General features: G+C 64.9%; 15 protein-coding genes. 12 read left to right on the top strand and 3 right to left on the bottom strand.

All coding sequences use genetic code 11. The features are described 5' to 3' along the window. The first annotated feature begins 10 nt into the window (after window positions 1–10). Genes ACIA76_RS10315 through ACIA76_RS10265 form a run of 11 tightly spaced genes read left to right on the top strand, consistent with a single transcriptional unit; the run spans window position 11 to window position 14315 of the window. Window positions 11–1438, top strand: coding sequence for a hypothetical protein (locus ACIA76_RS10315; protein WP_397150777.1), 1428 nt, complete (start codon window positions 11–13; stop codon window positions 1436–1438). Then, the gene (locus ACIA76_RS10310; protein WP_397150775.1) at window positions 1438–2823 is read left to right on the top strand and encodes a glycosyltransferase family 2 protein; all 1386 of its coding nucleotides are present in this window, start codon (window positions 1438–1440) and stop codon (window positions 2821–2823) included. The genes ACIA76_RS10315 and ACIA76_RS10310 overlap by 1 nt, the downstream gene beginning before the upstream one ends. A 48-nt stretch (window positions 2824–2871) precedes the next feature. Beyond that, window positions 2872–4011: an SPASM domain-containing protein gene (locus tag ACIA76_RS10305; protein WP_397150773.1), complete on the top strand. Its 1140-nt coding sequence runs from the start codon at window positions 2872–2874 to the stop codon at window positions 4009–4011. A gap of 50 nt (window positions 4012–4061) precedes the next feature. Then, the gene (locus ACIA76_RS10300; protein ID WP_397150771.1) at window positions 4062–6059 is read left to right on the top strand and encodes a DegT/DnrJ/EryC1/StrS family aminotransferase; all 1998 of its coding nucleotides are present in this window, start codon (window positions 4062–4064) and stop codon (window positions 6057–6059) included. After that, entirely contained in the window at window positions 6056–8428 is a 2373-nt protein-coding gene (gene desII, locus ACIA76_RS10295; RefSeq protein WP_397150769.1) for a dTDP-4-amino-4,6-dideoxy-D-glucose ammonia-lyase, read from the top strand. Before ACIA76_RS10300 ends, desII begins: the two co-directional genes overlap by 4 nt. A gap of 41 nt (window positions 8429–8469) precedes the next feature. Beyond that, a complete protein-coding gene (locus ACIA76_RS10290) occupies window positions 8470–9306 on the top strand; it encodes a phytanoyl-CoA dioxygenase family protein (protein ID WP_397150767.1) in 837 nt (278 codons plus the stop codon). After that, window positions 9306–10298: an NAD-dependent epimerase/dehydratase family protein gene (locus ACIA76_RS10285; protein ID WP_397150765.1), complete on the top strand. Its 993-nt coding sequence runs from the start codon at window positions 9306–9308 to the stop codon at window positions 10296–10298. Before ACIA76_RS10290 ends, ACIA76_RS10285 begins: the two co-directional genes overlap by 1 nt. Window positions 10299–10321: 23 nt before the next feature. Continuing rightward, window positions 10322–11086 (top strand): phosphatase, encoded by a 765-nt coding sequence (locus ACIA76_RS10280; RefSeq protein WP_397150763.1) that lies wholly within the window; start codon window positions 10322–10324, stop codon window positions 11084–11086. Beyond that, the gene (locus ACIA76_RS10275; RefSeq protein WP_397150761.1) at window positions 11083–12042 is read left to right on the top strand and encodes a phosphotransferase; all 960 of its coding nucleotides are present in this window, start codon (window positions 11083–11085) and stop codon (window positions 12040–12042) included. The genes ACIA76_RS10280 and ACIA76_RS10275 overlap by 4 nt, the downstream gene beginning before the upstream one ends. A 45-nt stretch (window positions 12043–12087) precedes the next feature. Continuing rightward, entirely contained in the window at window positions 12088–13047 is a 960-nt protein-coding gene (locus ACIA76_RS10270; RefSeq protein ID WP_397150759.1) for a RimK family alpha-L-glutamate ligase, read from the top strand. Further along, window positions 13047–14315 carry an MFS transporter gene (locus tag ACIA76_RS10265; RefSeq protein ID WP_397150757.1) on the top strand — a complete coding sequence of 423 codons (1269 nt, stop codon included), beginning with the start codon at window positions 13047–13049 and terminating at the stop codon, window positions 14313–14315. Before ACIA76_RS10270 ends, ACIA76_RS10265 begins: the two co-directional genes overlap by 1 nt. Window positions 14316–14927: 612 nt before the next feature. Here ACIA76_RS10265 and ACIA76_RS10260 read toward each other — a convergent pair. The 3 genes from ACIA76_RS10260 to ACIA76_RS10250 form a co-directional block, all read right to left on the bottom strand. After that, complete coding sequence (locus ACIA76_RS10260; RefSeq protein ID WP_397150755.1) at window positions 14928–15425, bottom strand: recombinase family protein; 498 nt, start codon at window positions 15423–15425, stop codon at window positions 14928–14930. A gap of 164 nt (window positions 15426–15589) precedes the next feature. Further along, window positions 15590–15853, bottom strand: coding sequence for a hypothetical protein (locus tag ACIA76_RS10255; RefSeq protein ID WP_397150753.1), 264 nt, complete (start codon window positions 15851–15853; stop codon window positions 15590–15592). A 269-nt stretch (window positions 15854–16122) separates the two neighbouring features. Further along, on the bottom strand, window positions 16123–16458 hold the full coding sequence (locus ACIA76_RS10250; RefSeq protein WP_397150751.1) for a hypothetical protein: 336 nt from the start codon (window positions 16456–16458) through the stop codon (window positions 16123–16125). A 253-nt stretch (window positions 16459–16711) separates the two neighbouring features. Here ACIA76_RS10250 and ACIA76_RS10245 point away from each other — a divergent pair, with 253 nt between their 5' ends. Beyond that, a complete protein-coding gene (locus ACIA76_RS10245; RefSeq protein ID WP_397150749.1) occupies window positions 16712–20680 on the top strand; it encodes an AAA domain-containing protein in 3969 nt (1322 codons plus the stop codon). The last annotated feature ends 22 nt before the right edge of the window (window positions 20681–20702 follow it).

Genomic DNA, 20702 nt, shown 5'->3' with positions numbered 1-20702 from the left:
AGGGGGTCGGATGTTGTCAGTAGGAGCGGGTTCCGGGCTGTCGTCGAATACGGAACGGCGCAATCCTCTTCTGTTGTGGGAACACGAGGGGCTGGATATCGAGCAGGTCGCCGCCCTGCCTGCCATGGAACGGACCACTATTCTTTGGGAACATAGCAAGAAGCATCTGTACTCGCGGATCCCGTACTATTCCGAGCTGCTCGACGCTGCGGGCGATCCGGACTGGCGCCACCTCGCGGCTGTGCCCACTTTCGATCGGAATCTGGACTGGGCCGGTGGCGGTCTGCTGGTGGCCGGATACCGCAGTGATTGCTACTACTTTTCGGGCGGCACCACCAATCGGCACAAGGTGCTGCACAGCGACCTGCGCGAGGCTGCCTATCTCAACGCGGTCCGATCATTGCAGTACAAGGACACGCCACGGTCGTACCGTGTGATTTCGGTGCGCCCCGTCGACGTGACCCACGGTGTCCCCGATCCGATTCCGGAATTGCATCACCACGCCACAATCGCATTCCCCCTCCAGTCCGAGCAGGATTACCAGGAACTGGTCGAGCTACTCCAGGACAATGGTCGCGACAACGACACCCAGAAGGTCATCTCGATCCGGTCGCAGACCCCGACCGTTCTCGGGCTGACGGCCTATCTGTCTGAGCAGGGCGTCGATCCGGACCGGATGGCGGTGCAGGCACTGCTACACGGCGGATTCCACCTGTCGACCACGTGGCGACGGAAACTGCAGGACTATTGGCAGGTCGAGATCGTCGACATGTACGGCTGTACCGAGTTCTACCAGAGCTACGGGATGCGCTGCGGGCACTGCGCTGCTTACCACTTCAATTGGACGATTTTGGTCGAGGTGACCGATGAGCGAGGGGCGCCGGTCGAGCGAGGCGTTGGTGAACTGACGCTCACCCACCTCGCGCCGTTCGCACTGCGGCAGCCGCTACTCCGGTACCGCACTGGCGACCTGGCGGAGATCGACGGTGTGTGCGAGGTGACCGGCCGTGACCGGTACCTGTTCGGCGGCAGGCTGCGTGATGCGATCAGGTTGGTTCCCAGCTCGGGTGGAATCGAGGACTCGTACCTGACCACGTTGCAGATCAAGGACGCGATCGACGCGTTGCCATTCGTCTTTCGCGAGCACAACACACGGCGGGAGGCGGGGATCTACCGGACCTATGAGTGCACCTCGCCGGTCATCGCCTGGGACACCTCGTTCGATCACGCCGGTGTGTGTCGGATCGACTTCCGGATCGGCCTGCACCCGGACTACCCGGACCGGGTCGAGGATCGTCGGCACTTCGGGTCCCTGGCACGCGAGCAATTGGTGACCGTGTCGGCTTTGCTGGCCACGGAGGTGGCCGCCGGCCGGGTAGTGGTGTCCTGCGAGATCGTGGCACCGGACGAACTGGGCGAATCGGTGAGGGTCATCTGATGGCGGACAGTCGGTGGGATGTGGTGGGACCGCGCTCGGTGTCGGTGATCATCCCGGTACACGGGCGGCAGGTCGAACTGCTTCGCACGCTGCGGAGCCTGACCGTGCAGTCGTTGCCGTCGGACCGGTTCGAGGTGATAGTGGTCGACGACGGGTCGCCCGCGGGCATGCATCTGAAAGCCGAAGCGGCCCTTGGCGAGTTCGCCGCGAGCCGGTTTCTGCGGCACGACACCGCGAAGGGGGTCTCCGCCGCGCGCAATACCGGAGCCGTGCACGCGACCGGTGACCTCCTGGTCTTTCTCGATGTGGACTGCATGGCACATCCGGACTGCCTGCGGGCTCACCTCGACGCCCAACAGGCCGATCCGATCGCCGCGTGCGGTTATGTCTACGGGCGGGAACTGACCCCGCCGATCTGGGACGCGAGGTTGGGCTCGGATTGGGACCTGGACGATCCGGTGGGCGCCTTCAACCGCGCCGCCGAAACGCCCGTGTTCGCCGATCCGCTGGAGCAGTTGCTGGATCAGCCGCGGCGGACCGACTGGGCTTTCTTCTGGACGCACAATGTGAGCATTCCTCGTTCGGTGTTCGAGAGGTGCGGCGGATTTCTCGAGGAATTCGAGATCAAGGGCGTCGAGGACTTGGAGATCGGCCTGCGGCTGCAACGGGACGGCGTTCCCACGGTCTTCCTGGCCGCGGCGAAGGCCATGCATCAGCCGCACACCCGCAACCGCCACGACGACCTGCAACGGGATCGCCGCAACGACCTACTCCTGCTGCGTCGTCATCCGTTCCCCGACGTGGAGGCGGTGTGCAGCTTCGACATCGTCAACGCGCGCGATCTGGTTCCGGAGCTGGAGTCGTTCGGTGAGCGCCTCGACCCGAAAGCCGTCGACCTTGCCGGCATCGGTGCGCTGCCAGGGGTTATCGACGACCTGCGTGCAGCGCAACGAGTCTTGGTCCTGGGTACGGCAGAAGGCTGGCCCACCGACCAGCCGGCGCCGGAGTCCGCGGTGTCGCCGCTGGCCGGGCTGAGGTTGTTCGGCACCCGGCTGCCTTTCGAGGCGGGTCACTTCGACGCGGCGGTCATCACAGACTATTGGCGTCTGCTGCCGGAACGGACCTTGTGCCGGATCCTCGAAGAGCTACTGCGTTGCAGCACAAGGGTATTCCTGCTGTCCGACGTGTCGGCCAGGCCCGCGGCCGAACCGGACCAGTCACTGGCCGCCGCCCTCGACCGCCACGACCGACCGTTCTGGGAGTTCACGGTGAAGCTGCGCCGCGAACTGCACCAGTTCCGACTGTCCCTGCGAGAGAAAGCCGCTACCGGTGCACGTGCATACGAGGTCACTGCGATCGACTGGCCGACCACCCGGCTGCCATGACGATCGACCGAACCCATCGTGTGTCCACCGGAATCTGCAAGGAGCGCTATGACCAGCACCGAAGTCGGTACCGACTGGGCAGCTCGACGGGCCGCCAATCGCGAGCGCAATATCGCCGAGTTCGAGGCGGGGGCGGTCGACCTGAGCAGCATGCCCCGTGTGCTGTTCGTGGAACTGACCGAGAATTGCAACCTGTCCTGTCCGATGTGCCGATCCAACGGTCCGTTCGACCGAACCAAGAACATGGCCCCGGAGCTGTTCGACCGGCTGGCGCGGGAGCTATTCCCGACCGCTGAGATCGTGGACCTGCGCGGCTGGGGCGAGAGCACGATCCTGCGCAGATTCCCGGAGTACCTGGACAAGACGTTGGACTACGGTTGCACACCCCGGCTGGTCACCAACCTGACGGTGCCCAACGAGCAGTTGTGGCGCAAGCTGGTGCGCAACAAGGCGTTCCTCTCGGTGTCGTTCGACGCGGCGACCGAGGAGACGCTGGCGGTGCTGCGGCCGGGTGCCAAGCTGCGATCCATTCTGGACAACTTGGACATCATCGCCGACGAGGCCAGCGTGAGCGGTGTCGGTCTGGACCGGGTGAACCTGAATGTCGTGGTGCAGCAACAGGGCATCGGGGAGCTCAAGCAGATCGTCGCACTGGCCGCAGAGTTGGGCATCGCGGTGCACCTCAACCCGCTCTCCACTGACGATCAGGATCCGGGCAATCTCAAGTTCCACCTCGACGAGATGCGTGCCGCACTGGGCGAGGCCGCGGTGATCGGTGTGCAGCAAGACGTCGACATCCGGATCAACGCCGCGCTCGACGAAATGTGGGCCGAGCCCGAGCACGCGGCCAAGACATGTACGCACCCCTGGATGTACTGCTACGTCAACTATCGCGGCCAGGTCGGGTTCTGCGATCACCTTATCGGCGTACCAGGCCAGGAGTACCTGATCGGTGACCTGACCACCGAGTCGTTCGCCGATGTCTGGAACGGTCCGCGCTACCAGCGATTGCGTACCGAGCATCGGAATTGGCAGCACGGCGGGATCACCTCGTTCGAGGAGTGCAACTGGTGCTACCGCAACCGGTACGTCGACTTCGACGAGGTCGCCTACCCGCCCTACGCCCAGCACATCGTGCCGCTCACGGTGGCGTCGTGTGCCGGATTCGTGAGTAAACCGATTGCCTGACCGGAACGACCAGGGATGTCCGCTGGTATCGGACGAAGGAGATAGCACACGTGAGTCAGTCATCGGCACCGGCCGAGCGGCGCCCCATCGCCTGGCCGAAATGGCCGGAACTCGACCAGCGCTCCGAGCGAGCCGTGGCCCGCGCGCTGATGAGCGGCAGGCTGGCGGTCAGCGGCAACAAGAGCCGGTGGCCATCGCAAACCATAAGCGCGGCACAGACCGTGGCGCGGATGTCCGGTCGCAGGCACTGTCTGCTGACTACGAGCGGATCGACCGCGATCCTCGCCGCCTTACACGCGTTGGGCATCGGGACCGGTGACACCGTCGCGATGACGGCCTCCACCTGGGTCGCCTGCGCCACTTCGGTGCTGCGGGTCGGTGCGACGCCGGTCTTCTTCGACGCCACACCGCAATCGCCGTGCGGCGACCCGTCGACCCTGGCGGTGGCGCCGTCCGCGATCCTCGGCATCCATCTCTACGCGCAGTATTTCGACATCGATGCGGCCAGGGCCCGATTCCCCGGTGTGCCGATCATCGAGGATGCGTCGCACACCCAGTTCGGGCAGACCGCAGACGGCCGCCGGATCGGCTCGCTCGGCGACATCTCCATCATGAGCTTGCAAGCATCCAAGATCATCACCAGTGGTGAGGGCGGTGCGGTCCTGACCGACTACGAGTACACCCTGCGACGGCTGGAGTCACTGGTGATGGACTCGCGTCGACGGGCTGATCGTGATCTGCCGACCGAGTGCACCGAACTCGAACCCGCGAATCTCCTGCACGGCGCCAATCACTCACCGCCGGAGTGCAGTGCCGCGCTGCTGGTCGACCAGTTGGCGCGGTTCGCCGACCAGGCCGACCGTCGTGCTGCCGGCGCCAAGGTGCTGATCGCGGGCCTCGAGGGCAGCGGCTGGGACCTCGTCGCGGACGAAGTCGCCGTGGCCGGTGGCACGTTCTACGGCATCGCGATGCGTATCCCCGACGGTGCGGGCACGCCGGCCGACGTTCTTGCCGCCGTCGCAAGAGAAACCGGTCTCGTACTGTCCACCGTTTACAACCCGATGCCCGAAGGGCCGCTGTACCTGCCGGAGACCATCAAGCAGTTCGCCGCGCTGCGCACACCGGAAATGGATCTGCCGCATTCCCGTGCCTGGCACCAGAACTACGTCGTCGTTCCACATCAGGCGTTCCTCGCCGACGAACCCACCCTGCGACACCTCGCCACCGTGCTCCGAGCACACCGAGCGGGCACGACGGTCACGCTGGACGGCGGGACCACCGAGCAACCGGTGATCGACGTTGTCGTGATCACCCGGGGCGAGCGCGACACACTCGGCCAGGCACTGGCGAGCGCGCTGAAACAGGATGTGGACGCGCGGATCCGGATCACAGTGTGGGTGGACGGGGAGCGCACGCCCCCCGCCGTGGCCGACGTGCCCTGCGGCGTGATCCGGTTGGCGTCCATCGAAGTGCTGCCCGACGGCCCGTTCGAGCGGATCGCGGCCCTGCGCGATCTGGCCGTGTCCCGGTGCACCGGCGACTATGTGGCCTTCCTCGACGACGACAACGAGTGGGAGGCCAACCACCTGTCCAGCCTGTTGGAGCTGGCCGGTGCCGGCCACCCACTGGTGCATTCCTGGCGGACGCTGGTCGGCCCGGACGGCTTGCCGATCACGGTGGACCGGTTCCCATGGCTCGCGCCGTCCGAAGCGGCTCGATCACGGCTGGGCGAGCTGCGTGGCATTGGAGTGATGGACGCCGACGGCCCGGTCGTGCGCGACAGCGCGGTGATCGATGGCGTCACCGGTCTCACCGGCATGGTCGACCTGGGGGAGTGGCTGTTCGACCGCACCGTGTTACCCCTGCTGGCCTTCAGCCGCCCGCGCACAGACACCGAGATCCAGGCCCGGCATGGCGAGGACGACATCCTGCTCGAACAGGTCGACCTATTGGAGATCCCGGTCGGCTGCACCGGCCTGCCGACCCTGCGCTACCGGCTCGGCGGCATGTCCACCCCGGAATACGCGACCGATTCGGGCGCCGAATGAAAAACGTCCTGTTGGTAGGTGGCGGGCGCTGGGGCCGGATCATCGCCGCCACGGTGCTCGGCCAGCGCCTGGCCGAGCGGATCACTCTGGTCACCGAGCACAATCTCGACAGGTGTCGGCAGTGGGCCGAGGGCAGGGACGGGCTTCAGGTCGTCCGGGAGATCCCTGTCGACCTGGCCAGGTTCGACGCGGGCATCATCGCGACCCGGCCATCGAAGCACGCCGATGCCGCGATCACTGTGCTGCGCGGACACCTGCCGGTGTTGGTGGAGAAGCCGTTCGCGGCACATCCCGATGACGAGCGGACCCTGCTGGACCTGGCCGATCGCATGGGCACACTGCTGGCGATCGATCACGAATTCCTGCTCGCATCATGGGCGTTGGAACTCAGTCGGCTGCTCAGCGAGGTGAAGGGGCTGCACATCGTCTGGCGCGAGCAGCGCTCGGTCAGCTACGGCACGGAGAGGCGCACGACCGATCTGAGCGTCACGGCGGTGCGGGATCTGATGCCGCACGTGCTCAGCATCCTGACTGTCCTCTTGGGAGCTTCCGATCCCGTCGGGATCAGTCTCTCCCAGCGTGCCGACGAGGACGGGTTCGAGGCCGAGTTCAGCTACGCAGGGGTTCGCGTCACCTGTGAGGTGCTGCGGAACTCCACCGAGCGCCACCGCCGGGTGTATGTCAACACCGACGAAGTCGAAGTGAACTGGGACTCCGACAAGGCGACGCTGACCCGAGCCGGTGGTGAACCGACCGCTCTCGGCGATGACCAACCCGGCACGCTGGTGCGTGCGCTCACCGCATTCCTCGCACCGGCGGGTGACTCGTCCCCCTTGGCTGCCGAAAACTGCCGACACATTCTCGACGGGACCTGGGCCTTCGAGAATGCGTTGACAGCCGACATCGAGCACACCCTGACCACGATGGACCCCGGCGGCGCCGACGTGGTCGATCGTGTTGCGGCGGTGGTCCGCACGAGAGTCGCGGGTGCCCTCGAACGGTCCGGACTCATCGCTCACGCGGGCGATTGGGATGGCGTGGCGGCACTATCACGCGAGCTGGCCCTGATCGCGACGCGGATGGCCGACGCCCCGTTCACGCCGTTGGAGGACCTGCGGGCGCGACTCGGCCGGGACCATGAGTCCTTCACGTCGCTGATCCAGGTGTTCCAGCAGGTGCCCGACCTGAGCGTTCCACTGCTGTCCGGGCAGTCGGCAAAGTACTGGCGCAACACCCTATTGCCGATGGAGTCGGCCGGGGTCTTCGACGCCGTGCTGGCGGGCAAGCCCCGTCATCCGTATCGGGTCGGGCTGTATCCCGGGCCTGTCTGCATGTTCCACTGCACCTTCTGTGCTCGGATCGAGGGCGAGCGCTACGACGCAGCCGAGATCACCACCGGCGAGGAACTTCTCGGCAAAGTGATCGAGGAGGCGCCCACGGACGATCCGGCCACGTTCTACATCTCCGGTGGTCTCGAGCCGTTGACCAATCCGACCCTGGGCGGACTGGTTCAGCGGGCAGCGGCGCGTGGTTTCGAACCGGTCTGCTACTCGAACGGGTTTGCGCTCACGCCGCAGACCCTTACCAGGCAGCCAGGCCTGTGGGACCTCGGCGCGATCCGGATCTCGCTGTACGGGCTGGACGAACAGGAGTACGCCGCGACTACCCGGCGCACCGGAGCGTTCGGCCGGGTACAAGCCAACGTGGCCCGGTTCCTCCAACTCCGCGAGGACCGTGGCGCACGTCTGCGGGTCGGTATGAACTACGTTGTGCTGCCCGGCCGGGCAGAGCGGCTGCCCCGGCTGATCGACTACATCGCCAAGATCAACGAGGCCGCGCCGAACCGGCCGATCGACTATCTCACCCTGCGTGAGGACTACAGCGGACGTGACAGCGGACGGCTGCCCGAGTCCGAGCGCCAGGAACTGCTCGGCGCGTTGTGCGCGCTGGAGGGCCGGGCCGACGAGCTGACCCCAACCTTGCACATCGACTACGGGTACGCGTTGCAGACCATCCGCCGGGGCGGCTCGACAACGCTGCCTTATTCCTCGCCAGAGTTGATGCGAGGCCGAGGCTATCCGCAGGCGTCGGTGGTGGTGGATCTGCGTGGCGATGTCTACCTCTACCGCGAGGCGGCTTTTCCTGGTCTGCCGGGCGCGCTGCGGTACGTGATCGGCCGAGTGTCGCCGACGCTCGGGCTGGAGGAGATCGTTTCGGAGTACCTCGCCGACCCGACCAGGACGGTCGAACCAGTCAAGGGCGACGAATTCTACCTGGATGCCTTCGACCAGGTCGTCACCGCGCGGCTGCGCCAGCTCGACGCGGACGTGGATGCGGGCTGGGCGGCCTACCGGGGGCTACTGCGATGAACCGATCCGACAACCACGCTGACGGGAATGGAGGCGGCTCCATGCGTACCGCTGTTGCCCTCGATCACAGGCAGCTGGAGTTCTTCCGCGAGTTCGGCTTCCTCGAGTTGCCGGGTTTCCTCGACGCGGGTGTCGTCGCTGACCTGGAGGTCGAGGTCCGCGACGGACTGGCCCGCAACTACCGGCTGCCGACCGACAAACCCGAAGTGGTCAGCGGCTACGAAGGCTTCTATCTGCCGTTGATGGGGAAGTGGAGCCCGGTCAGCCGTGCGCTGACCTCGGGGGACCTGCTGCGGTCTCTCGCACGCGAGCTGCTCGGCGCCGACGTGATGCCCAAGCCTGCGAAAGGCGTGCTCTATAGCGACGCGACAGGCTGGCACCGGGACGCGGCCGCTCCAGAGCTGCGCGCGATCAAGGTGGCGGCCTACCTGAGCCCCGTCGCAGCTGAGTCCGGTGCGCTGCGGTTCATCCCCGGCTCGCACGAACTCGCATTCTCCGACCGGCTCGCGCGTTTCCGGAAGGTGATCCCGGAGGGCTCGCCGTTGGACGAGGCCGCCGAGGCCAAGTGGTGGCCCGGGGTCACAGTGGCGACCGATCCCGGTGACATTGTCGTGTTCGACGTCCACATCTGGCACGCGGCGCTGTTCGGCAGCCTGCGCGCGCAGTGGAGCGTCTCTTACGCCGCCGTGCCCGAGACCGAGCCGCAGCGGACGGACACCCGCGACTACATCGACCTGTTCCTGCGCGCGGGGCACCGCTACAACGCGCAGGAATTCCCTTACTACGACCCGGATTGGCTGACCGACGACCGACCGGACTTCGCCTGTGCCATGGCGGAACTGGGGTTGTTCGATATCCGAAAGGGCGGCGAGCAGTGATGCCGCGTCGACTGGGGATCGCCGGCGGCGCCGGATTCGTCGGCATCAACCTGGCACAGGCCGCGGTGGCGGCAGGACACCAAGTGGTGCTGCTGGACCAGGCGGACCGGCTGGGACGGTACGCGCACAGCGGGTTGGGGCCGCAGGTCACGCTGCTGGCCACCGACCTGGCGGCTGGTCAGCTCGACGCTTTCGCGGACCTGGACGTGATCGTCAACCTCGCGGCGCTCGCACACGTCGATTACTCGTTGCACTTCGGTGACCAGGTGATCGCCAACAACGTGTCCGTGCAGCGGACGGTGCTGGATGCGGCGGCGCGGTACGGGACGCCGGTCCTATTCACTTCTTCCATCGAGGTGTACGGGGGCAATGACGGCGAGCGGTTCGACGAAACCGCACCACGGCTGCCGCTGTCGCCGTACGCCGAGTCGAAGATCCTCTGTGAGGACCTGGTCGACACCTACCGGCGCGACCGTGCTGTGCGGGCCACCGTGGTGCGTTTGACGAACCTGTACGGGCCGTGGCAGTCCCCGGACCGCATCGTGCCGCGCATCATCTCGCAAGCGCACTCCGGGATGAAGTCGCAGGTGACCACCGGACGGTTGCGTGACTTCCTCTACATCACAGACGCCGCCGCGGCGATCCTCGGCCTGGTGGAACACGGTGGGTGGAGTGGGTGCTACAACATCGCGGCGGGCCACGGCGTGACGTTGGAGGAAGTCGCCGACGGCATCGCGGTCAGGATCCCGACGTGCAGCTACAGCACGGTCGACGCCGTCGACCATGACGGTCGCGGTCCTAGTCTCGTCGCCACCGCCGACCGGCTCCGGACCGTGCTGGACTGGCGGCCGACCGTCGGGCTCGACGAGGGACTGGGCCGGACGGTGGACTGGTATGAGCGCAATCGCGCATGGTGGGCTCGATTCAACGGACTGCTGCGCGCCGATCGCGGCGGCCCGGAGTTCTTGATCGACTTCCGCCTTCCACTGTGACGACAACAGAGGGGATCCCCGTAATGCCAACCCTGGCCGACTACCTTGCCGCGAATGCGATAGCGGGTGAGGTGGCCACACCTCGGGAGAGCAACCTAGCGAACATCGCCGGCATGCTCGACGACGGACTGGACGATTCGTTCGGGCTGACCCGCGCCCCGCACTGGACCGTGCCGTCGGTGTTGGAGGTGATGGTCGAGAAGGTTGGCGTCAACGCCGACATCCGGTACACGACAGGCCAGGACACGATTGACCCGATGCTGACCGTTGCCGCGTTGGGGCGCCTGGGTGACCGGCTCGGCCGAGCAGTGCAGCGGCGCGAACGGGTGCTGTTCGCCACCGGCCACCCTGTCGGACTGCTCGCCATGCACATCGACCTGGCCGCCGCGTTGAAGGCGCGCGGCTGCGAGGTGCTGCGGATCGGTGCAGGTCTCGGATACGTGCGTGCGGATGGCATGCGGCGCGACATCCGCTACCTGGCGGGCGTCGCGATGTCTGCCTGCGACGGCAACCTGGAGCACACCCACCGACCGGACCTGATGAGCCTGCTGCTGAAGGCGGACGTTCCCCGGCCGGACCTGGTGGTGGCCGACCATGGCTGGGCGGGTGCGGCGGCCGAAGCCGGACTGCCGGTCGTCGGGTTTGCCGACTGCAACGACCCCGCACTGTTCGTGGCCGAAGCGGAGGGCCGGATCGAGGTCGTCGTGCCATTGGACGACTCCGTCGCACCGCACCTCTACACCCCGCTAGCCGACTATGTGCTGAACGGTGCCGAAATCCGCTCATGACAGGGATCGACACGAAGCGGCAGTTGCACGCGGTCATGCATGAGTACCCGATCGGCGCGCGGGTACTAGAGCTGACATTGGCGGGGCGCGGGTCGATGGGCCAGGTCTGGCGGCTTGTCACCGAAATCGGTTCCTGGGCGGTGAAACTGCTGCACGAGCCGCCCGATCCCGACCTGCTGGACAACGAGATGGCCCTGCTCACGCGCGCCACCTCGATCACCAGGTCGATCCCGTTGCTGACCAGCACCGGCAGCTCAGTGCTGGCCGTCGACCAGGGTCATGTCCGGGTCGCGGCCTGGCTCGAGGGCGAACACCCGGCACGACCCTCAGAGGTCGCCACTCGTGTCGGCGCACTGCTGGCCCGGTTACACAAGATCGATGCGCCATACCGGGTCGCCTTTCCGGCCTGGTACAACGAGTTGCCGACCGCCGTGCAGTGGTCGGATCTGGTGGACAGGTTCTCGGCGGTCAGTCCACAGTGTGCTGACATGCTGCGCGCCGCAGCTGCTCGTCTCGGCGCGCTCGGCGAAATCCCGCGTCCACCGATGACCGATCTGATCTCGTGTCACCGCGATATCAAACCGGCAAACATTCTGGTGCGCGGGGATTCGTCCGATCTGGTCGTGCTCGACTGGGAGAACGCGGGTGCGGCCACTCCCAGCCGCGAACTCGCGTCGGTCATCATGCACTGGTCGCGCTGGTGGACACCGCAGCGTGACGCCGCCATCGCCCGCGCCATCCACGAGGGCTACCACGCGGCCGGTGGTCGGGGCCAGCTGTCGACGCTGGAAGATTTCGGCCTGTACATCACCGAGGCGGGCAACCATCTGTACGTGGTGGCGCTGGCCGAACTCGCCAACCCCGCTGGTCCGGACGGGGACAGGCTGTCCTGGCTGGCCTCCCTGGTCCTGGACGCCAACCTGTTCGACCACCTGCTCGACGTCCTACCGGCCTGAGCCACGGCCATGCCCTTGCCAGTATCGAAGAAGAGAGATCCCGCCATGCCGGACGCCACGTTGCTGTGGCTCTATCCCGACCGCGACACCGCGGGTAAGAACAAGTACGCCGAGGAGCACTACTGGAGTTACCGGCGGTCGGTAGCCGAGCGTGCGGGGTTCCGCTTCCTGCTGAAGGCGCCACAAGATCTGGTGTTGTGGAAGGACGAGGACGGCAAGATCCGACTCATGATCGACGCCGAGGAGATCCACAGGGACTCCTGCATCCTGGTCACCGACCTCGGTCTCGACCCCCGTTCGCTGCCGGACCTGTGGGGGTGCATCTCGACACTGCTGTGCCTGGAGACCGCGGGCTACCACCTGGCGACCCCGGTGCACTGGCTGCTGCTGAGCAGTGAGAAGTTCGCCACCCTGAACTCCCTCGCCGACCTGGGCCTGCACTCGCTGCCGACCCTGCGGGTCATCCCCAACCATCACCTGGATGGCACAGGGGTCGTGGAGGCCGCGATGGAGCTGGGTTTCCCACTCGTGGTCAGGCCGGCGAGCTGGTACGCCGGGATGGGCGTTTGCTTCGTCGACACCCGCCCGCAACTGGAGCAGGTGCTGAGCCTGGCAGCCGGGTACGACCAGCCCTTCGTCATCCAGCACCGGTTACCCGAGCCGCTGATCGACGCGCGGGCATACTGCGTGGACGGCCGGGTCCTGGCGTTCGTGGAGCGCTCCGCGATGCCCGACGAGCCGTTGAACTACCGCACCGGGTTCACCACGAAGCTCGGCACGCCGCCGGAGTTCATCATGGCCGCGGCGCGGGAACTGTTCCGCCGCACCGGATTGGCGTACTTCAGCATCGACATGTTGTTCGACGGCACGGACTGGTGGCTGTCCGAGGTCGAGATCGATGCGGGCGCACTGCCGGTAGGCGAATTCGACGACGCACAGGTGGATAAGGTGCTCAGTGCGCGATTCGCCAGCTACCGACGTCGGCTGGCGGGGGTACATCGCTGATGTCGGAGACGGACATCGCACCTGCGGAGAAGCGGTCACTGTGGCGGCATCGGGACTTCCGGCTGCTGTGGGCCGGTCAGACGATCAGCGAGCTGGGCGCTAGCGTATCCAGTCTGGCATTACCTCTGGTGGCGGTGATCCAGCTCGGGGCGAACGCGTTCGAGGCCGCCACTCTGACGGCGGCGACCTGGTCAGGCTATCTACTGGCGATGCTGCCGTTCGGATCGCTGGTCGACCGCGTGGCGTCCAGGCGGCGATTGCTCGCCTGGTGTGATATCGGCCGGATGATTGTCATCGCACTGGTTCCCGTCGCGGCTCTGACGGGTGTGCTCAACTTACCGCTACTGTACGCAGTCACCGTGCTGTCGAGCGTGCTGTCGGCGCTGTTCGACGTGGCCTATCCCAGTTATGTGCCGTCCCTTGTGGATACAGACCGCCTGATGGATGCCAACGGCAAGCTCTCAACGGCCGGGTCCGTCGCGAAGCTGGCCGGGCCGTCGCTGGCCGGCCTGCTGATTTCCGCCATCGGTGCAACGTTCGCCATCATCGCGGACGCAGTCTCGTTCGCCGCTTCGGCACTGTCCCTGCTGGCGATCCGAGCACCCGACGCCGAACCGCAGGCGCCCGAGGTCGCGCCGCCGCAGAACCTACGCAACGAGCTCCTCGATGGCCTTCGATTCCTGCTCACCCACACGATCCTGCGCAAGATCGTGGTCAGTACGGCGATCAGCAACCTGTTCGTCGCGATGGGACTCGCACTGGAGATGATTTTCCTGGTCCGAGACCTGCATGCACAGGCGTGGCAGATCGGGCTCGTTGTGCTGGGCGGCGCACTCGGCGGCCTGCTCGGTGGGCTGACCACCGGCTGGCTGACCGAGCGGATCGGCACCGCGCGGATGATCTGGCTGCCGTTCCTGGTGCTGGGCTGGAGCGGTCTGCTAGCGCCCGCCGCCCACGGCTGGTGGGGTGTCTACCTGGTGGCCATCGGCTCGCTGGTCTTCGCGGTCAGCTCGGCTCCGTTCAACTCGGCCGCCATCGGCTACAGGCAGATGATTTGTCCGCCCGCCTTGCTCGGCCGAGTGACCGCCGCGTCGCGGTGGATGTCGTGGGGAACCGCGCCGATAGGCGCCATTCTCGGCGGTGTTCTCGGCGACTCGATCGGCATCCGTACGACGCTGGTCGTCGCCGGGCTCGGTGCGTGGGCATGCTGCCTGTTTGTGGTGTTCTCGCCGTTGCGCCGGATGCGGGACATCGATGAGTCGCCGTAGCGCGGTCACCGGGAACGTTCGCGTTGCCGGTCCTGGTCCGACTGATCACAGTGCAGGACGCGCATACAGCACTCGATGAACTGGATAACGCCGTGTTCCCCTTGGACGCCGGCCGCACCAACTTTCTTTCAGGACCCGCGCACATCGTGCGGTGGTGCATCGCAGGGCGTAGGGCGATATTGGCGGTGTAGGTCGGTCCGGTCGACCCCAATCAACCCCACGCTTTCGCGATCGATGCGGAGTTGACGATGGCCGTTGCCGGGGCGAGACGGTTTGCCGAGTCATTGGTCGCGTTGATCCACCAGATCGAATTTTGCCTGCTCATCCCCGATTTCGGGGCTGTTGTGGGCCGGTTCGCGCGCGGATGGGAGAGGCGACGAGTTGCCACGGATCGACTTGACGTCCTGATGGTCGGCCGTTTGGGCCCGAGTATCGGTACGGCGGTGGCTCGCAGGCTTCGGGGATCGGCGGTCTCGGAACCGCGCGAACCGCTCTGAAAACAGAATGGGATGCTCGATTGCTGTTGTGGTCGTGTGTAATTCGGTACGGTCCGGAGTCGATGGCATGGTGGTGGTCGTTGCTGTTCCGGTGGTAACGGTCGGGACTTGTGCCTCACATGGATTCGCTGGCAAGACCGTCGAGTCTCATGAACCTCTCCGTGGGGGTCAGCGGTTCGAGTCCCCTTAGCTCCAGCATGCGGCCCATCGGAGTGGAAGTGTCGAATGGTTCCGTAGCGGAGCGGAACACGACCCTGGCCCGGTCCAGCTCGTCGAGCAGAGTGACCAGGTCGCGCAGGTTGCGGGAGAAGCGGTCGACCCGGTAGACCACGAGCACATCGATGAGTCCCGCACGCGCGGCTTGCAAGGCGCGTTGCAGGCCAGGCCGTTCGGTGCTCGCGCCGGAGGCGTCGTCGGTAAAGGACGTCATGTGCCGCCAGCCGGGTTGGGAAGCGATGTAGGAGTCCAGGCGGGCGTCCTGGGCTTCAATCGAGTAGGGCTGATTGTCCTCGGTGGTGGAGCGGCGAGTGTAAGTCCCCACCCGCAGGTTCTGTCCCCGCGTGGCTGTGTCGGTGGAGATACGCGAAGTCGAGGATTTCTTGGTGCCTGCCATGCTGCCGGTCCTTCCTATCGATACAGGTCTCTCGCAAACTCGGATGTCCGAAACAATGTGTGGCCATCCGGATTTCGATATTCGGTGCGGTGTGCCGCCGGGTTCATTGTCCCTCGATCGGCTTTTGAATGTATTGGTGTGGCGGTTATTTCGGTTGTGGCGCTTCATGCGGCTTTCCGTTCGCCGTTGTTGGTGTGGTGACGGTGGGTCCATGCGGTGATGAGGTTGGCGAGGAGGGTGACGGCATGGTCGTGTTGGATGGTGGTGAGGGGTTCGGTGTCGATTCGGTCGATGTGCCAGCGTTGGTAGGCGCGGTCGCGGGCAGGCGGTTTGGCGGGTTCGATGCCGTTCGGGGCATGTTTTCCGGGTTCGGGGCGATCTATCGGGCCTCCTGTAGGATGTTCGGCGTTTGGAATGGCGTCATCCATGTACTGGCAGGGGCACCCGCGTTTATCCGATTACGGGACTGGAATTGATGCAATTCCGTGCTGGGCGGTCAAGGTTCGGAGTCGATCACGGGGCCGCTGGATTTCGGCGTGTGGGCTGGGTGCGCCTGTTAACTGCCGAGAAGGGGCCCGATTTCGACATTGCGGTGCGAAACGGTTCGATAACGATTGGTGTCGACGCGGGCGAGCGCCCTAGGGGCGATTGCCTTGTCCCTGAGGCGCTCTGGATGTGGTCGTGACGGCGGGTGACGCTATCGCCGGTTGACCAGCCCGGCCTCGTCTTGTCCGTCATCAGTGGCGGTGTCGTACCTGGTGCCGGTGTCCACACAGATCACGTCGGTGATCTTGACCAATGCCTGGACGTCGCCGGGCTCAAAATGGTCTGCGCTCGGGGCGATCACGATGTTGGCGTACTCGCTGTACGCGAGGTTCATCAGGCGGTTGATCACCGCACCACCCGGCCGGTCCGGGTCACCGTAATACACCAGGATCACCGACCACCCGCGCTCGGCAGCAAGGGCGTGGATCTGCGTCTCGTCTTCGCCCGACGCCTCGCCGGACACGTCCGGTTGCAGGAATCCGATCACGTAGTTGCTCATGGGCGTGTCCCGACGTAGTCGCCTACAACATCGTGGGGGTGGTGCGTTAACCGATGCTGGTACCGCCGGCGTCTCGTGGGTCTCTTGAGCCACTCCTGCACCTCGATTGCACCTGGTACTAACCGACCAAAGACAGTGCGACGCTTGGATGTTCTCGCCATTCATTGCGCCGAAGGCGCTTGACGACGCGACGATCAGCAACGCATACTGCAAAGTTGCTCGATCGTGCGGGGGTTCGACCATGGAAGACACTGACCGCCAACCAAGGCCCGACGACGCGTCTATTCGGCAGGATGCGATCAAGCTGGTTGAGTACGCCCGCGACACCGCCGTCGCCGGTAGCCGCGATGTAGTGGACGTCAAGAGCTATCCGAACTGTTGGTGGCTCAATGAATTTCCCGCAGGTGTGGAGTTCCGAGATACGCCAGCCGCCGATGGGTCATTGGCTCGTGTGCCCTACAAGCGTATTCCGTCAGCTCCGGCCGTGCCTGAGCCGCTGCGGGAGTGCCTTGAGGAAAAGGTGTGGTCGGATGCTGATGTTGCGAATGCCGATGTCTCCGAGCGTCTGGCCGCCGCAGTGGACAGCGGGAACGTGCGCCGGGCAACTCACGATCGCGCGCTTTCGTTGCGCCAGGACTGGCTCGATCGCGTAGCAGCCGTTCGGGATCATCACAAGTTGTACGAGCTGCTTCGCGAACGGGTCCAGAGCCTGGACACCGAAGACGACAAGTTTGAACTTCTCCTCTGTTCAGGCCTGTTCGTCGGGACCGATCCGAAGTTGGGCGTGGTTCGCCGGCACCTGCTGACAAAACGATGCTGGGCACGAGTGGACAAGAAGTCCTCGGCCATCCTGATTGGAGCTGATGCGAATTCGCCGCTGCAGTTCGAGGATCGGCGCTTTCTGGTCAGAGTCTTCGGTGATCAGCTGGAGCGGGTGACTGAGCTGCGGGACGAAGTCGCAGAGTCGGATCTGCTCCCGCACGCACCCGACGAACCGTCAAAATGGCTTGCCGAGTGGACTCACCGGATGCTGCCCGACGGGCCCGCATACAGTGCAAGTAGAGTGCCGCCACCCCGAGAGGAGAAGGCCACTTCTGTCACTGCGGCGCCAGCCCTGATATTCCGCCAACGCGACCGTTCCGGCGTCGTGACCTTCTTCGAGCGCATGCTCGAACAGCTTCGCTCGGGTCGCGCTGTCGTCCCGCTGGGTTTGTACCAGCTGCTGCACACACCAGACGAAACGCATCAACGATCCTGGCTAGCGGCCCTGGGCGCGGTGCCCGACAACCTGTTGAGCGACGACCCACTCTTCTACAAGGAAACGAACGCCGAGCAGCGGAAAGTTCTCGATCGGGTCCGCCGTTTCAGCGGCGCTGTGGTACAGGGGCCGCCGGGCACTGGAAAGACCCACACCATCGCAAACCTATTGGGGGCCATGCTCGCAGATGGGCTACGCGTGCTGGTGGTCAGTCAGCGCGAACAGCCGCTGCGGGTGTTGCGTGACAAGCTTCCGGAGAAGATGCAGCCGCTGTGCGTGTCGATGGCCGCGAAACGCGGCAGCGAGAATGGACTCGAGGCCAGCGTGCGGGATATGCAGGCACGTCTGTCGCCAACCGATGCCGTTGAGATCGCGAAGACTGTCGAACAGCTCAGCGAGCAGCGACGTGTCGTTCAGCGGAAAGTGACCGCGCTGGAAGAGGAACTCGCCCAGCTTCTACGCAGCGAACACGATGAGTTCCCCGAAGTCGCTCCAGGTTACGGCGGCCTCTTGGCCGAGATCGCCGAGCGTGTTGCTGACCGCACCGAGACCTTTGCATGGTTTCCGGCGCTTCCGTCGTCGGCTCCCGCGCTGTGCCCACTATCGATACCGGACATGCGTGATCTGCTGACGCTTTCGCGCGAGCATCCGGAGGGACCAGTCCGGGCCGAGCAGTTCTTACCGGATTCCCAGCAGATTCCGGCCCCTGATGTCGTCGCCGAAACCGTTCGTGCGATAGCCGCCCCGTCAGTGGATAATCCGCTCATTGAGCGGTTGGCACCCGTCGAGTTCGAATGCCTGGACAACTGGCGCAAGATCGCGTGGCGCGTGATCGAACTGGTAGACCACCTGAATCAAGTTGCAGCCCAAGGGTTTCCTCCCATAGGTCGTGGTGTTCTCGACATACTCTCTGGTCAGAATGCCGACGCTTGGACGGACGTACTCAAGCACGACGGAATCGCTGCCGACCTCGAACGACGCTATCGCGCGCCCGAACTGCACGATCTGCAACGAACAGCCCGAACACCAGAGGAGTGGGCGGCCGTCCGGCAGGCAGTGGAACCGTTACGCAAGCAAGCACGCCGCCTGCAGGAGGGCCTCGAGCGGGGCGAGCCGCTGCGCATCAAGGTTCTCAGAATCCCGACCGAGTTCGGCAAGGCGACCACCAATGTGCGGCAGGCATTCACGTACCAGGGCACCGAGCCGACAACACCACAGGCAGCTCGCGCGATCGTCGAATACCTGGACGTGATCGCCGGTATGCGGACGCTGGATCGCGTATGGGGGCACGTCAGCAGCCCACCGGAATGGTCCGACGCCGAGCTCGTGCGACTCAGTCAGCGGCGCGCAACCGAGCAGCATCTGGGTGTCCTTCGCGAACTCGTCGAGAAAGCAACGGAACTTCGCGAAGGGCTTGCGACACATCGCGTCTTGGTGATCCTGACACCGGATGCGTGGCAGGGATTCGCAGAAGCAGTCGACGGTGCTCTAGCTCGGCACCATGCCAATACCGTCCGTGAAACCTACGACGAGTGGATCTCGCAGTGGAAAACCTTTGCCGAGCAACCCGACCCAGCGCCGGAGATCTCCGTCCTGCTTGATGCCCTCCATAGCCGCGACCTGGACGCCTACCGCGTCGCACACGATGGCATCCCCCAGGCGCGGAGCTCTGTCGCACAGCAACGCCGCTATCGGGATCTGCTGGACAAATTCTCGGAAGCGCATCCGCAGTTAGCGCAGGACATGACCCGAACATGCGTCGATTCTGGCTGGGACACGCGCATTGCGGAGATGGACGAAGCTTGGTCCTGGGGCCTGGCTGATCGGTTCCTGCGCACCAGATTCCAGTCCGAGCTCATCGCCAAGCGAGAGTCGGACCTCGTCGCGGCGAAAGCCCTCCTGCTCAAGGTCACGGCAGACCTAGCCACCGAGCAAGCCTGGGGCCACTGCCTGAACGCGATGACTGCCGATGACAGGCGGGCACTGAAGTCCTTCGAGGTGCTTGCGCAGAAGCAAGGTCCGGGACGCGGTGACTACACAGCGGACTACCGACGCGCTGCGAAGGACGCCATGAAGGCCGCGAAGAACTCCGTCCTGGCCTGGGTTATGCCGATACCCAAAGTGGCTGAAATGGTAGAACCACAGCCGAACTCGTTCGACGTGGTCATCGTGGACGAAGCCAGCCAGGCAGCGATGAGCTCAATCTTCCTGCTATGGCTCGCACCGCGGATCATCGTGGTGGGCGACGACAAGCAATGCGCACCGCAGTCGAGCACTCGTAACCTCGGCGAGGTGCTCCACCGATTGCGCGGGGACTTCCCGAACATCAAGGAGCACATACGCATCCAACTGCTTCCCAACGGAAATCTCTACAATATTTTGGGTTGCGCATTCCCCAATGTCGTCACGCTCACCGAGCATTTTCGGTGCATGCCTGAGATCATCGATTGGCCATCCCACCAGTTCTATGGCAATCGTCTCGCACCGCTTCGGCAGTACGGCGCCTCACGGCTCGAACCTGTTGTCATTGAACGGGTTGAAGGCGGCGAGGCAACAGGCACCAACGAAAACATGGCCAACCGGCCCGAGGCGCACCACATCGTGGCGACGATCAAAGCCTGCCTTGCTGATCCTGAATACGCCGATAAAACCCTCGGTGTGATTGCCCTACGGAGCCGCGGACAGCGCCGATTGATCCAACACTTGCTCCTCCAGCAAGTCCCTGCAGAACAGATTGAGCGACATGAGATTACGGTCGGCTCTGCCGCCGAGTTCCAAGGCGACGAGCGCGACGTCATGATCGTGTCTACCGTCGTCGCACGTCACGTCCGTCAAATGCGCCGGGATACGGCCTACAACCGCGATCTCAACGTTGCCGTTACAGAGACTGAATTCGTGATGTCGCCGGGCTTGACGCTGTTGCGGGCTGGGTGGAGTACACCTGTTGGATGAGGTATCCGCAAGGCGGTGGATT

Source organism: Nocardia sp. NPDC051570 (assembly GCF_044454005.1).
Classification (GTDB): Bacteria; Actinomycetota; Actinomycetes; order Mycobacteriales; family Mycobacteriaceae; genus Nocardia.
This window is presented reverse-complemented; position numbering and strand designations above follow the sequence as displayed.

Coding starts and splice junctions, on each gene's coding strand:
- ACIA76_RS10285 (WP_397150765.1), top strand. CDS start 9,306: ATGCCGCGTCGACTGGGGATCGCCGGCGGCGCCGGATTCGTCGGCATC.
- ACIA76_RS10275 (WP_397150761.1), top strand. CDS start 11,083: ATGACAGGGATCGACACGAAGCGGCAGTTGCACGCGGTCATGCATGAG.
- ACIA76_RS10290 (WP_397150767.1), top strand. CDS start 8,470: ATGCGTACCGCTGTTGCCCTCGATCACAGGCAGCTGGAGTTCTTCCGC.
- ACIA76_RS10310 (WP_397150775.1), top strand. CDS start 1,438: ATGGCGGACAGTCGGTGGGATGTGGTGGGACCGCGCTCGGTGTCGGTG.
- ACIA76_RS10265 (WP_397150757.1), top strand. CDS start 13,047: ATGTCGGAGACGGACATCGCACCTGCGGAGAAGCGGTCACTGTGGCGG.
- ACIA76_RS10270 (WP_397150759.1), top strand. CDS start 12,088: ATGCCGGACGCCACGTTGCTGTGGCTCTATCCCGACCGCGACACCGCG.
- desII (WP_397150769.1), top strand. CDS start 6,056: ATGAAAAACGTCCTGTTGGTAGGTGGCGGGCGCTGGGGCCGGATCATC.
- ACIA76_RS10255 (WP_397150753.1), bottom strand. CDS start 15,853: ATGGATGACGCCATTCCAAACGCCGAACATCCTACAGGAGGCCCGATA.
- ACIA76_RS10260 (WP_397150755.1), bottom strand. CDS start 15,425: ATGGCAGGCACCAAGAAATCCTCGACTTCGCGTATCTCCACCGACACA.
- ACIA76_RS10245 (WP_397150749.1), top strand. CDS start 16,712: ATGGAAGACACTGACCGCCAACCAAGGCCCGACGACGCGTCTATTCGG.
- ACIA76_RS10315 (WP_397150777.1), top strand. CDS start 11: ATGTTGTCAGTAGGAGCGGGTTCCGGGCTGTCGTCGAATACGGAACGG.
- ACIA76_RS10305 (WP_397150773.1), top strand. CDS start 2,872: ATGACCAGCACCGAAGTCGGTACCGACTGGGCAGCTCGACGGGCCGCC.
- ACIA76_RS10280 (WP_397150763.1), top strand. CDS start 10,322: ATGCCAACCCTGGCCGACTACCTTGCCGCGAATGCGATAGCGGGTGAG.